10 protein-coding genes are annotated in these 12,090 nt (G+C 68.8%); 2 read left to right on the forward strand and 8 right to left on the reverse strand.

Going from position 1 to position 12,090, the window contains the following annotated elements; genetic code table 11:
- Positions 1–132: 132 nt before the first annotated feature.
- From nrdD to ACFWP0_RS20905, 4 genes are all read right to left on the reverse strand, one after another.
- Positions 133–315, reverse strand: a complete 183-nt coding sequence (gene nrdD / locus ACFWP0_RS20890; protein WP_377845226.1) for an anaerobic ribonucleoside-triphosphate reductase — start codon at positions 313–315, stop codon at positions 133–135.
- A 57-nt stretch (positions 316–372) separates the two neighbouring features.
- Positions 373–2,367 carry a ribonucleoside triphosphate reductase gene (locus ACFWP0_RS20895; protein ID WP_377845228.1) on the reverse strand — a complete coding sequence of 665 codons (1,995 nt, stop codon included), beginning with the start codon at positions 2,365–2,367 and terminating at the stop codon, positions 373–375.
- A 158-nt stretch (positions 2,368–2,525) separates the two neighbouring features.
- Positions 2,526–2,876: a DUF3325 domain-containing protein gene (locus ACFWP0_RS20900; protein ID WP_377845230.1), complete on the reverse strand. Its 351-nt coding sequence runs from the start codon at positions 2,874–2,876 to the stop codon at positions 2,526–2,528.
- Positions 2,873–4,483: a PepSY-associated TM helix domain-containing protein gene (locus ACFWP0_RS20905; RefSeq protein WP_377845232.1), complete on the reverse strand. Its 1,611-nt coding sequence runs from the start codon at positions 4,481–4,483 to the stop codon at positions 2,873–2,875. Before ACFWP0_RS20905 ends, ACFWP0_RS20900 begins: the two co-directional genes overlap by 4 nt.
- A gap of 271 nt (positions 4,484–4,754) precedes the next feature.
- Between ACFWP0_RS20905 and ACFWP0_RS20910 the strand changes: the two genes are divergently transcribed.
- Both ACFWP0_RS20910 and ACFWP0_RS20915 read left to right on the forward strand, forming a co-directional pair.
- Entirely contained in the window at positions 4,755–5,369 is a 615-nt protein-coding gene (locus tag ACFWP0_RS20910; protein WP_377845234.1) for a hypothetical protein, read from the forward strand.
- 10 nt (positions 5,370–5,379) lie between these two features.
- Entirely contained in the window at positions 5,380–7,767 is a 2,388-nt protein-coding gene (locus ACFWP0_RS20915; RefSeq protein WP_377845235.1) for a catalase, read from the forward strand.
- Positions 7,768–7,823: 56 nt separating this feature from the next.
- Here the strand turns inward: ACFWP0_RS20915 and ACFWP0_RS20920 are convergent, their stop codons facing one another.
- From ACFWP0_RS20920 to ACFWP0_RS20935, 4 genes are read right to left on the reverse strand one after another with little or no spacing between them, the layout of a single operon-like run.
- The gene (locus ACFWP0_RS20920; protein WP_377845237.1) at positions 7,824–8,321 is read right to left on the reverse strand and encodes a transporter suffix domain-containing protein; all 498 of its coding nucleotides are present in this window, start codon (positions 8,319–8,321) and stop codon (positions 7,824–7,826) included.
- Positions 8,318–9,388, reverse strand: a complete 1,071-nt coding sequence (locus tag ACFWP0_RS20925) for a DUF2955 domain-containing protein (protein ID WP_377845239.1) — start codon at positions 9,386–9,388, stop codon at positions 8,318–8,320. The genes ACFWP0_RS20920 and ACFWP0_RS20925 overlap by 4 nt, the downstream gene beginning before the upstream one ends.
- A gap of 11 nt (positions 9,389–9,399) precedes the next feature.
- Positions 9,400–10,527 (reverse strand): HlyD family secretion protein, encoded by a 1,128-nt coding sequence (locus ACFWP0_RS20930; protein ID WP_377845241.1) that lies wholly within the window; start codon positions 10,525–10,527, stop codon positions 9,400–9,402.
- Positions 10,520–12,073, reverse strand: a complete 1,554-nt coding sequence (locus ACFWP0_RS20935; protein WP_377845243.1) for an efflux transporter outer membrane subunit — start codon at positions 12,071–12,073, stop codon at positions 10,520–10,522. The genes ACFWP0_RS20930 and ACFWP0_RS20935 overlap by 8 nt, the downstream gene beginning before the upstream one ends.
- Positions 12,074–12,090 lie beyond the last annotated feature (17 nt).

The raw sequence follows: 12,090 nt of genomic DNA on the forward strand, positions 1-12,090 counted from the left end.
TACGGCTCCCACACGACGGCGGTGAACTTCGCGCCGGTGGACCACGCCGCCGTGGGGCGCGGGGGGGGGCGGGTTGGGGGGGGGGGGGGCGGCCCCCCCCCCCGGCCGGTTGCGGCGGCTTTCGGCGTGCCCTCAGGCGCGGCGTTCGACGAAGAAGCGGCGTTCATTGAATTCGCCTTGTTTGCCGGTGTTGAAGGAAGAAACGGGGCGGTGATAGCCCATCACGCGGGTCCAGACTTCGCAGCGCACGCGCTGGCTGTCGTCCAGCCGGGCGACGGGAGCGGAGATGGCGACGGGGGCGGTCAAGGTTTGCATAGGGTTTCCTTGGAAGGGGATGCCGGGCGGATGCCCGGCGGGGAACAGGCCCCGGCGCTAGGCCGGGGCGCAGCACGCGGATTGCCTGGCGACAAGTTCGGCGTCGCATTTGGGGCAGAACTCGTGGTGGCCGGCCAGATAGCCGTGATTCGGGCAGATCGAGAACGTGGGCGTCACGGTGATGTAGGGCAGCCGGAAGTTCGACAGCGCGCGGCGCACCAGCTGCTTGCACGCGTCGGCGGAAGACACCGCTTCGTTCATGTACAGGTGCAGCACGGTGCCGCCGGTGTACTTGCCCTGCAGCGTCTCCTGCAGCTCCAGCGCATGGAACGGATCGTCGGTATGGCCCACCGGGAGCTGGCTGGAGTTGGTGTAGTAGGGCTGCGCGTCGGTGCCCGCCTGCAGGATGCCGGGATAGCGCTTCCTGTCTTCCCGCGCGAAGCGGTAGGTGGTGCCCTCGGCCGGCGTGGCCTCCAGGTTGTAGAGGTGGCCGGTTTCTTCCTGGAATTCGGTCATGCGCTCGCGCACGCGGTCCAGCAGCCGCACGGCCAGCGCGTGGCCCGCCGCGGTGGTGACGTCTTCGGCGTCGTCCGTGAAGTTGCGGATCATCTCGTTGATGCCGTTCACGCCCAGCGTGCTGAAGTGATTGCGCAGCGTGCCCAGGTAGCGGCGGGTATAGGGATAGAGCCCCTGGTCGATGTAGCGCTGCACCACCTTGCGCTTGGTCTCCAGCACGTCGCGGCCCAGGCCCAGCAGGTGGTCCAGGCGGTCCATGAGCTGCGCCTCGTCGCCTCGGCAGGTGTAGCCCAGGCGGGCGCAGTTCACCGTCACCACGCCCACCGAGCCGGTCTGCTCGGCGGAGCCGAACAGGCCGTTGCCGCGCTTGAGCAGTTCGCGCAGGTCCAGCTGCAGGCGGCAGCACATGGAGCGCACCATGTGCGGCTCCAGGTCGGAATTCAGGAAGTTCTGGAAGTAGGGCAGCCCGTAGCGCGCCGTCATTTCAAACAGGCGCTCGGTGTTGGGATGGTCCCAGTCGAAGTCGGGGGTGATGTTGTAGGTGGGGATGGGAAACGTGAAGACGCGTCCCTTCGCGTCGCCCGCCATCATGACCTCGATGTAGGCGCGGTTGATCATGTCCATCTCGGCCTGCAGCTCGCCGTAGGAGAAGGGCATTTCCTCGCCGCCCACGTAGGGGATCTGCTCCTTCAGGTCGGGCGGGCAGGTCCAGTCGAAGGTCAGGTTGGTGAACGGCGTCTGCGTGCCCCAGCGGCTGGGCACGTTCAGGTTGAAGATCAGTTCCTGGATCGACTGCTTCACGTCGGCGTACGTCATCGCGTCGCGGCGGATGAAGGGGGCCATGTAGGTGTCGAAGGAGCTGAAGGCCTGCGCGCCCGCCCATTCGTTCTGCAGCGTGCCCAGGAAGTTCACGATCTGGCCGATGGCGGCCGACATGTGCTTGGGAGGCGTGGATTCCACCTTGCCGGGGATGCCGTTGAAGCCTTCGGTCAGCAGCTGGCGCAGGGACCAGCCGGCGCAATAGCCGCTGAGCATGTCCAGGTCATGGATGTGGATGTCGCCTTCGCGATGGGCGCGTCCGGCCTGCGGCGCGAAGACGTTGGACAGCCAGTAGTTGGCCGTGACCTTGCCCGCCACGTTCAGGATCAGGCCGCCCAGGCTGTAGCCCTGGTTCGCGTTGGCGTTGACGCGCCAATCGCGCTGGTCCAGGTACTCTTCCATGGCGCTTTCCACGTCCACCAGCGTGTGGCGCAGCGCGCGCAGGCGGGCGTGCTGCTCGCGGTGGACGATGTAGGCGCGCGCGGTGCGCCAGTGGCCCGCCTGGACCAGCGCTTCTTCCACGCGGTTCTGGATGGTTTCGACGCCGGGACATACGTTGTCCGCCAGCGCCGCGATGACCGCGCCGGTCAATGCCTGCGCGCCCGCCAGGTCCAACTCCCCGGTGCCCTGGCCCGCCGCCGCCATGGCCTGCGCGATCTTGTCGCGATCGAATGGAACGACGCGGCCGTCGCGCTTGAGGATGTGTTGGATATGCATGACTGACACCATATGTAGTGGGGTGTGAAAACTCTACCACCACATATGGTGCTCGCGACGGGGCGCGAGCGCAGGATGTCAGTCTTGGTTGATGCGCATCAAATGCGCGGCGCCGGGTGCGAAATGCGCAATCCGGCCCCGTCCGCCCCGGGGGAACTCTAGAAACCGATGCCGACGCCCACCAGCGATATCGCCACCGCCAGCGCGGCCGTGCCCGCGGCGGGGCGCGGCGCCCAGGACAGCATGCCGACCCAAAGCAGGGCGCCGGCCGACAGCCAGCCCAGCCAGGCCACCACGCCCACCGTATTGCCCCACAAGCCCACGCAGGGCAGGATGGCCAGGCCCAGCAGCAGCACGCCGGCGCCGCGCAGCACGCGCGTGTGGCCGGCGCCGGGATCGCGTCCCCAGACCTGGTCGTAGTGGCGCGGCATCGCCAGGCTCAGGCAGGCCATGCCGGCGTAGGTCAGCAGCAGCGCCATCGCGATGGCGAAGAGATCGTTCATGTTCATGCGGCAGCCTCCTGGTTTGCGCGGGGTTTGCGCTGGGGAGGCGCGGTCAGGGGCTGCCTGTGCAAGCGGAGGGCAGCCCAGCCGGATAGTACGCCGAATGCGATTGCGGTGAGTTCCACGCCGGCGCTTTCCCAGTCGCCGCGCGCGATCTGCGCGATCGGATGATCGCCCAGCATGACGAGCGACAGCACCGGCAGCAGCAGGCACAGCGCGGCCAGCAGCGTCAGTTGCGCGATCCAGGCGCGGCGCGGGCTGCACAGCCAGGCGTGGGCCAGCGTCAGCGCCCAGGTCAGAAAGAAGCCGCGCAATTCCCACAGGGCGCGGTTCTCCAGCGCGACCGGCAGCAGGCGGTTGGCCCAGAAGTAGCCGACGCAGGCGATGGCCAGCCCGGCCAGCGCCGCCACGTTCAGCCCTTCGATCAGGCGGTAGGCCCGCGCCGTCGCCGCGCCGAATTCGTTGCCGTGCTTGGCGCGCCGCTTGACCATGAACAGCACCGCGCCCGTGCCCATCATGGCCGCGCCCGCCATGCCGCAAATGAAGTACAGCCACTTGATGGCCAGTCCGCCGAATTGCCCCATGTGCAGGTCCGACATCACCTGGCGCGTCAGCGAGGCGGCGCCGCCGTTCACGCCGCCCGCGGGCCGCATGCGCAGCAACTCCCCGCCGTCCCCGGAAAACTCCGCCATGCCGGTGGTGGCGCTGATGCTGCGGAAGGTGTCGGCGTCCTCGTTCCAGCCGTAGACGGCGATGCGCATGGAGCTGTCTTCGGGGTTGGCGATGACGATGGCGCGCGCGGTCTGGCCGATCAACTGCTCGGCCCGCCCCACGATGGGCTCCAGCGCCGGCATGGCCAGCGCCGCGCCCGTGCGCGCGGTCTTCTCTTCGCCCGTCATCTCGGCCAGGTACAGGCGGGCGGCTTGCGCGCCGGCGCCATAGTGGGCGGCGACAGGGGCGGGCATCAGCACCGCGCTGGAGATCACGATGCCGGTGTAGGCGATCATGAACTGGAAGGGCAGGGTCAGCACCGCCACCGCATTGTGCGCGTCCAGCCAGGACCTTTGGCCCTTCCTGGCGCGGAAGGTGAAGAAGTCCTTGAGGATGCGCTTGTGCGTGACCACGCCCGAGATCAGCGCCACCAGCATCGCCATGGTGGCGAAGGCGACGATCCACAGCCCGAGCCCGGCGTCGTGCAGCGTGTAATGGAAGTTCACGAAGTGCGTGCCGCCCAGGGTGGCGCGGCCTTCGTCGTCATGGTGGTCGTCCAGCTCGGCGCCGGTAAGGGGATCCAGCTCCGCTTCGGCGTACTGGCCGTTCTTGTCGAACCAGTACGCGGTCAGGCCGTTGTCGTGCCCGCGGTTGACGGGCCAGATCTCCCACATGCCCGCGCCCGCGTGCTTGCGCGACATGTAGTCCACGGCCAGTTCGAGCCGCCGCGCCCGGTCGACCGGCTCGGATGCCTGCCGCGCCGCCCGGGCTTCGGCCGCCTGGTGCTCGGGCGTCATCCAGTGCGTGATGGGCTCGGAGAAGACGGCGAGCGAACCCGTCAGGAACACTGCAAACAGCAGCCACGAAAACCAGAGGCCGACCCACGTGTGGAGCCAGGCCATGGACAGGCGGAAACCGGATTTCAGGACGAGCCTCTTGTTGTGGACGCCGCCGCGCGCCGGGCGGTTACGTTTTTATTGAGAATGGTTCCAATTCTAAGCTAATTGGGGTCATGGTTGCGATGGCAAGGAGTTTGTATTTTCTGCGCGCTGGGCGCGCGGCGCGCCCGCCGCGCAGGGCCGGGCACGGCGATTGCTGGCTGGCCGCTTCCATCCCGAATGACCGCTGGGGGCCCGTCGCCGATGCCCCAAGACAGATGCCAAGGAGCACCCTATGAAACGCAAAGCCGGAAACGCCCGACAGATCAAGGAACTGCTGTATCAGGCCCTGGAGACCGAGATCGGCGGCCTTGCCGTGTACGAGACCGCCGTGTCCTGTGCCGTCAACGACGACCTGAAGAAGGAATGGCTGGGCTACCTGGAGGAAACCCGCACGCATCGCCGCGTGCTGCTGACCGTCTTCGAGCAATTGAAGCTGGACCCCGAGGCGAAGTCGCCCGGCCGCGACGTGGTCCGCCATCTGGGCGAATCGCTGGTCAAGGCCATGAAGATGGCGGCAAGCGCCGGGGACCCGGATGCCGCGCAGCTCGTGGCCACCGAATGCGTGGTGCTGGCCGAAACCAAGGACCATGCGAACTGGGCGCTGATCGGCGTCATCACCGAAAAGCACTCCGGCGAGGAAGCCAGGATCCTCAAGCAGGCGTACGACGCCGTGGCGACCGACGAGGACCACCACCTGTATCACACGCACGGCTGGTCGCGGGAACTGTGGATCGAGTCGCTGGGCTTCCCGGCCGTGCTGCCGCCGCCGGAAGAGGTCAAGCAGGTGGAATCCGCCATAGGCGCGTCGCGGGCCGAGCAGGCGCGCGACAAGCTGCTGACGAACTAGGAGACATTCCATGGCAAGCAAGAAACCAGGCAAGGCTGGTCCGAACGCCGCGCTCGACACCGCCTATATGAACACCGATAGCGGCCCGGCCTCCGGCCCCGCCGCCAATGCCGCGCATCCGGCCCTCAAGCGGGCCGCGGCCGTCGGCGCCACGGCCGGCGCCATCCCCCATAACGCCAACAAGGCCGCGGAGTACGGCGAAGAAGCCGCGCGCTGCCCCTACGCGGGCGCCCACGTGGACGCGGTGGACCCGTCCGTCGGGGCCAGTTCCCTGTCCGAGAAGGAAGCGTCGGACAAGACTGGCGACCCGGCCGAGCCGGGCGTCAACGCCGTCGACGGCCGGCTGGCCCGCGTGCGCGCGGACGGCGGCGCCCAGGCGCTGACCACCAACCAGGGCGTGCCCGTTGGCGACAACCAGCATTCGCTCAAGGCCGGGGTGCGCGGGCCCGCCTTGCTGAAGGACTTCATCCTGCGCGAGAAGATCACGCACTTCGACCACGAGCGCATTCCGGAACGCATCGTGCACGCGCGCGGCTCGGCGGCGCATGGCTACTTCGAGTGCTACAAGCCGCTGACGGACCTGACCGCCGCGTCGCTGTTTGCCGAAAAGGGCAAGCGCACGCCGGTCTTCGTGCGGTTTTCCACCGTGGCCGGCGAACGCGGCTCCAAGGATACGGCGCGCGACGTGCGCGGCTTCGCCGTGAAGTTCTACACCGACGAGGGCAACTGGGACCTGGTGGGCAACAACATTCCGGTCTTCTTCATCCAGGACGCGATGAAGTTCCCGGACCTGGTCCACGCGGTCAAGGCCGAGGCGCACCACGGCATGCCGCAAGCCGCGTCCGCCCACGACACTTTCTGGGACTTCGTGTCGCTGATGCCGGAATCCACCCACATGCTGATGTGGGTCATGTCGGACCGGGGCATTCCGCGCAGCTTCCGGATGATGCAGGGCTTTGGCGTGCATACCTTCCGGTTCGTCAACGCCAAGGGCGAATCGCGGCTGGTCAAGTTCCACTGGAGCCCTGTTCTGGGCACCCATTCGCAGGTGTGGGACGAGGCGGTCAAGGTGTCGGGGGCAGACCCCGACTTCCACCGGCGCGACCTGTGGGAAGCCATCGACGCCGGCAACGGCCCCGAATGGGAGCTGGGAGTGCAGGTGTTCACGGACGATCAGGCCGACGGATTCAGCTTCGACGTGCTGGACCCGACCAAGATCGTGCCCGAGGAACTGGTGCCCGTGGTGCCGGTGGGCCGGATGGTGCTGGACCGCAATCCCGACAATTTCTTCGCGGAAACCGAGCAGGTCGCCTTCTGCGCCGCGCATATCGTTCCCGGCCTGGACTTCACCAACGACCCGCTGCTGGCCGGCCGCATCCATTCCTATGTGGATACGCAGATCTCGCGGCTGGGCGGCCCCAATTTCCACGAGATCCCGATCAATGCGCCGCTCGCGCCCGTGCACAACAACCAGCGCGACGGCATGCACCGGCAGGCCATCCATCGCGGGCGGGTCGCCTACGAGCCCAACTCGCTGGCGGGCGGCTGTCCGTTCCAGGCGGGGATGGACGGCTTCGTGCCGTTTCCCGAGCCGGTCGCCGGAGACGAACTGCGCGGGCATCCGGAAAAGTTCGCCGAGCACTACAACCAGGCCACGCTGTTCTACAACAGCCAGACGCGCTGGGAACGGCAGCACATCATCAATGCCTTCTCGTTTGAATTGAGCAAGCTGACGGTGCCCCCCATCCGGCAGCGGATGGTGGCGTCCCTGCGCAATGTGTCGGACGAACTTGCCCAGGCGGTGGCCGATCAGCTGGGCATGGCCTTGCCGGAACCCTTGCCGCGCGCGATCGAGAAGCCGCCCAAGCCCGAAGTGGAGGTGTCCCCGGCGCTGTCCCTGACCGCGCGGCCCGGCGACGGCGGCGTGGCCACGCGCAAGGTGGCCATCCTGGTCGCCGAGGGCGTGGACGGCAAGGCGGTATCCGCCGTGGCCGACGCGCTGATCAAGGCGGGCGCCGTGGTGCGGCTGGTGGGGCAGCGCATCGGGCCGCTCAAGGCCGATGGCGGGGGCGCGCTGGACGCCGACGCATCGCTGGACAACCATCCCTCGGGCGTGTTCGACGGGGCATTGGTGCCCGGCGGCGCGGCGGCCGTGGCGCGCCTGCAGGCGGACGGGCGGGCGCTGGAGTTCCTGCGCGACGCCTTCCGCCATGGCAAGACGCTGATGGGCATGGGCGAGGGCGCGAAGGTATTCGCGGCCGCGGGCATCGAGCCGGACCCGGACGACGGCGGCCTGCTGCTGGGCGATGCCGCCGCGGACAAGGGCGCGGCCGCTTTCATCGAGGCGCTGGGCAAGCACCGGCACCCCGAACGGGAGACCGCGCCGCCCAAGGTTTGAGGCGGCGCGCCGGCGGACCTGGGCCGGCGGCGGCATCCGCCGGCCGTCCGCCGCGCCTAGACCGAGCGGACGAACAGCGCGCGCAGCTTGTTCCAGAAGTCGCCGCCCAGCACGAAGAAGCTGGCGACCAGCATGATGTCGCCCAGCAGCTGAACCTGCCACAGGTTGGGCCTGAGCCCCGGCCAGATCTGGTCGACATAGGGTTCGAGCATCGACGTGAGCAGCGGCAGGACGAACATCACCAGGCCGACGGCGTGGCGGATCGGCCCGACCTTTTTCGCGGGCGCCAGCCGCTTCGCGTGGCCGGACACGATCCCCTTGAGCTGCTGGAATCCCTCCTTGCCCATGACGGCGATGCAGGTGATCAGCAACACCTTGTTGGCGATGAAAATCGCGCCGGTCAGCGCCGCGATGCGCGAGCCCGGCGCGTCCATGGTGGCCGCGATGGGAATGAGGAACCAGAGCGCGAAGGCCAGGATGAAGATCCCGATCCCGCACTTGAAGCGCCAGCCGGTGGCGGGGGCGGCGTCGGGTTGCGTGTCTTGCGGTGTCATGGCGGGCTCCTGTTGAGTCGTCCAAACGGAAGGCGGCGGAAAAAACCGGGTTTGCGCGGCGCCCGGGGCTGCGGCTCCAGCAGGCGCAGCATCAGGCAGGCATAGAGCGTGACGGCGATGAACAGTCCCATGCGCACGGCGAAGGCGGTGTAGACATCCTTGCCGGCGACGCTGTCCTGCACCGATTGGCCGAGCAGGATGATCAGCGTGGCCAGGGTGTTCAGCCAGAAGCTGGGCGGGTGCCGCGTCGGGCTCAGCCGATAGAGCTTGCGCGCGGCCACGAGGCCGAACAGCAGCATCCACAGGAAGAACATCCACAGGCTCACGAACAGGCTCAGGGCGCACCAGAAGACGATCGCCAGCGCGCCGCCCAGCAACGTGGAGCCCAGCAGCTCGCGCGCGGCGCCTTGCGCGGCGGTGACGCAGCTTTGCCGGCCCAGGCTGACCGACTTCAGGATGATGGGCATGTAGCCCAGCGGGTCGGTCAGGGCCAGCAGAAAGGCCGGCAGCACGACCAGCGAGGCGCGCAGCGCCATCCGGCTGGCCTCGCGCTCGGGCAAAACCGGGGGCGCGGGCGGCGCCGGCGCATCCGGCGCCTCCGGAAGCAGCCAGTGGCACAGGCCCATGACCAGGACGGCGACCAGCAGGCCCTTGGCCAGGGCTTCGACCACGGTGGCGGCCAGCCTGAAATCGATGGTCCCGGCCGCGGAAATCATGGTCAGGCCGATGACCAGGAACAGGGACACGAGGCTGTTGCCGCCGCGCAGGCCGTAGCGGAAGGCGAGAAAGAGGCCCAGGCCGATCAGCAGCACGCCGCTTGCCGGGTAGTGCCGCAGCAAGGGGCTGAGCAGAAGGCCGCTGGCCGTGGTGAACAGGACGACCAGAATCAGGCCCAGCCCGGACTTCAAGGACAGGGGGCGGTTCATCGAGGCCAGCAGGAACAGGCCGAGCACCGGCGCGATCATGGGAATCGGCAGGTCCAGGCCGAAGCTGATGGCAAGGCACAGGGCCGTGCCTGAGGCCAGGCGCAGCGCGCGCTTGCCGCGGGGGTCGGAATCAGCAGGCATAGGCGTCGGCGTCAGTAGGCATAGGAAAGCCAGCTCATCAGGCGCAAGTACAGGCGGCCCAGCGGATTGAGCGGATTGCCGGGGAAGGGAAACGCCATGACCTCCGCCTGGCCGCCCACGCGCACGCCGCGCAGGCTGGGCAGTTCCCCCGGATCGATCTCGACCGCGACCGGAAAGCGCTGGGCCGGGCGCAGCCAGTCGCGGCTGTTCTGCACCGTCGGCAGGCTGCCGGGAGGCGTGCCGGGCCCGACATTGACGCCATAGCCCACGCTGCGCACGCGGCCCTCGAAGATCCTGCCCGGCAGCGCATCCAGGACGACCGCCACCGGCGTGCCGGGCGCGACATGGCCCAGATTGTTCTCCGTCATCTCCGCGTTGATCCAGACGTCGTGGATGGCGATCAGCGTCATCACCGGATTGCCGGCGGCGGCGAACTGGCCGGCGTCGGTGCGCAGGTCGGTCACCAGGCCCGCCGAGCGCGCGCGCACCTGCGTGTTGGCCAGGTCCAGCGCCGCCTTCTCCACCGCCGAGGCGGCGCTGCGCAGCTTGGCGTTGTCTTCCTCGCTGCCGCCTTCCTGTTCGCGCGCCCGCTGCACTTCCGCCCGCGCCGCCGCGACCTGGCTGACGGCCTGCGCCAGGTTGGCCCGCGCGATCTCCAGCCGGCGCAGCGAAACCGTGCCCTGGTCTTCGCGGTACAGGCGTTCGAGCCGGCTGCTGTCCTGGCGCGCCCTGACTTCGTTGGCCTGCGCGGCGCGCAAGGACGCCTGCGCCGAGTCGATGCCGGCCGTGCTGGCGCCGATCTGCCGGCGCGTCGCCTCCAGGTCCGCGCGGGCGCGGTCCAGGGCGATCCGGTAATGCTCCGGGTCCACCTCGAACAGGATGGCGCCGGCCTGGACGTCCTGGTTGTTGCGCACATGCACCTTGGTCACGCGGCCCGACACCTCAGAGGCCACGGGCACCACAAAGGCCTCCACCCGCGCCTGCTGGGTGTAGGGCGTGTACCGGTCGGCCATCAGATACCAGGCGAGGCTCAGCACGATCAGCAGCGCGACCCACCTGACGCCCTTCCTGGCGGGGTCGGCGGGCGGCGGCGGGGGCGGGGGCGGCGGCGCGGCGGGGGGACGCGGGGTCTCACTCATCGGATCGCACCTTTTGCACGGGGAGGGCGGCGGAAGGACGGTTCGGCTCGGACAGCAGATCGCCCCAGTCGGTGCGCTGCCGCATCTGGTCGCGGGTGGCGGGGTCGACGATGGGCTGTTCGCTTTGCCAGCCGCCGCCCAGCGCCTTGTACAAGGCAATCAGGTCGCTCACGGCGGCGCCGCGGTTCACGACATAGGCGTCCTGCTGGGCGGCCAGGGCGCGCTGGGCGTCGAGCACGCGCTGGAAGTCCGTGTAGCCCTCGCGGTGCAGCGCGTTGGCCAGCGTCAACGACCGCCGGGCGGCCAGCGCCGAGTCATGCAGGATGCCGTCGCGCTCCAGGGCCTTGATCAGGCCGCTCGCGGCATCGTCGGCCTCGCGCGCCGCCTGGCGCACCTCGTCCTGGTAGGCGACGATCAGTTGCTGGAGCCGCGCGTCCTGCAGGCGCACGTTGTTCTTCAGGCGGCCGTGATCGAACACGTTCCAGCTCAGGCTGGGCCCGCCGATCAGCGCCATGCCGCCCGACGTGCCGGCCAGCGACGTGGCGGACCAGACGATACTGCCCAGCAGGGCCAAGGAGGGGTAGAGGTCCGTCTCGGCCACGCCGACCAGCGCCGACTGCGCCGCGATCCGCAGTTCCGCGGCGCGGATGTCGGGGCGGCGCAGCAGCAGGTCGGCGGGGACGTCCTGCAGGACCGCTCGGTCGATCAAGGGAACGACGGCCACCTTTTCCGCCAGCTCCGGCAGTTCCGGCATGGGGCCGGGCGGGCGGCCGATCAGGACGGCCAGCGCGTTGCGGGTCCGCATGATCTGGCTTTCGAACTCGGGAATGGCGCCCAGAGTGCTCAGGTACTGCGTCTTGGCCTGCTGCAGGTCCAGTTCGTCGGTCTCGCCGCTGCGGAACAGCCGCTCGGTGATCTCGTAGCTGCGCTTCTGGATGCCGGCATTGTCGCGGGCGATGCGCAGCCGCGCCTCGGTGGTGCGCAGCGCAAAGTAGCTTTCGGCGACCTGGGCGCGCAGCAGCACCAGCACGTCTTCGCGATGGGCCTGGGCCGCGAAGTACGACGCATCCGCCGATTCGATGGCCCGGCTGAAACGTCCCCAGAAATCCAGTTCCCAGCCGATGTCGAATCCGGCGCTGTACTGCCAGAAACTGCTTGCGCGAGGATTGCCCTCGGCCGAGCGCGACGGCCGGTTCTGGTACAGGGCGTCGGCGCCCACGATCTGGGTTTGCGGGTAGCGGCCGCTGGCGGCGATGCCGAGCTGCGCCCGGGCTTCCAGGATCTGCAGGCCGGCAATCCGCAGGCCCGCGTTGTGCGCGTCGGCCTGGGCAATCAGGTACTCAAGGACGGGGTCGTCAAAGATCCGCCACCACTCCCGGGCATCCGGCTGCAGCCGCGTCTGGGTGGCCTGCCGCAGCGCCGGCGTGTTCCATTGTCCGGCCCATGCTTCGCGCTGAGGCTCGAAGTCGGGCCCGAGTTGCACGCAGCCGCTGAGGCAGAGGGCGCCGATCAGCAGCAGCCGATTCGAACAAGTCAGCGTCGGCATCGGGTGTCAGTTCTGGC

The organism is Achromobacter sp. NPDC058515, from assembly GCF_042721735.1.
Classification (GTDB): Bacteria; Pseudomonadota; Gammaproteobacteria; order Burkholderiales; family Burkholderiaceae_B; genus Achromobacter.

Coding starts and splice junctions, on each gene's coding strand:
- nrdD (WP_377845226.1), bottom strand. CDS start 315: ATGCAAACCTTGACCGCCCCCGTCGCCATCTCCGCTCCCGTCGCCCGG.
- ACFWP0_RS20895 (WP_377845228.1), bottom strand. CDS start 2,367: ATGCATATCCAACACATCCTCAAGCGCGACGGCCGCGTCGTTCCATTC.
- ACFWP0_RS20900 (WP_377845230.1), bottom strand. CDS start 2,876: ATGAACATGAACGATCTCTTCGCCATCGCGATGGCGCTGCTGCTGACC.
- ACFWP0_RS20905 (WP_377845232.1), bottom strand. CDS start 4,483: ATGGCCTGGCTCCACACGTGGGTCGGCCTCTGGTTTTCGTGGCTGCTG.
- ACFWP0_RS20910 (WP_377845234.1), top strand. CDS start 4,755: ATGAAACGCAAAGCCGGAAACGCCCGACAGATCAAGGAACTGCTGTAT.
- ACFWP0_RS20915 (WP_377845235.1), top strand. CDS start 5,380: ATGGCAAGCAAGAAACCAGGCAAGGCTGGTCCGAACGCCGCGCTCGAC.
- ACFWP0_RS20920 (WP_377845237.1), bottom strand. CDS start 8,321: ATGACACCGCAAGACACGCAACCCGACGCCGCCCCCGCCACCGGCTGG.
- ACFWP0_RS20925 (WP_377845239.1), bottom strand. CDS start 9,388: ATGCCTGCTGATTCCGACCCCCGCGGCAAGCGCGCGCTGCGCCTGGCC.
- ACFWP0_RS20930 (WP_377845241.1), bottom strand. CDS start 10,527: ATGAGTGAGACCCCGCGTCCCCCCGCCGCGCCGCCGCCCCCGCCCCCG.
- ACFWP0_RS20935 (WP_377845243.1), bottom strand. CDS start 12,073: ATGCCGACGCTGACTTGTTCGAATCGGCTGCTGCTGATCGGCGCCCTC.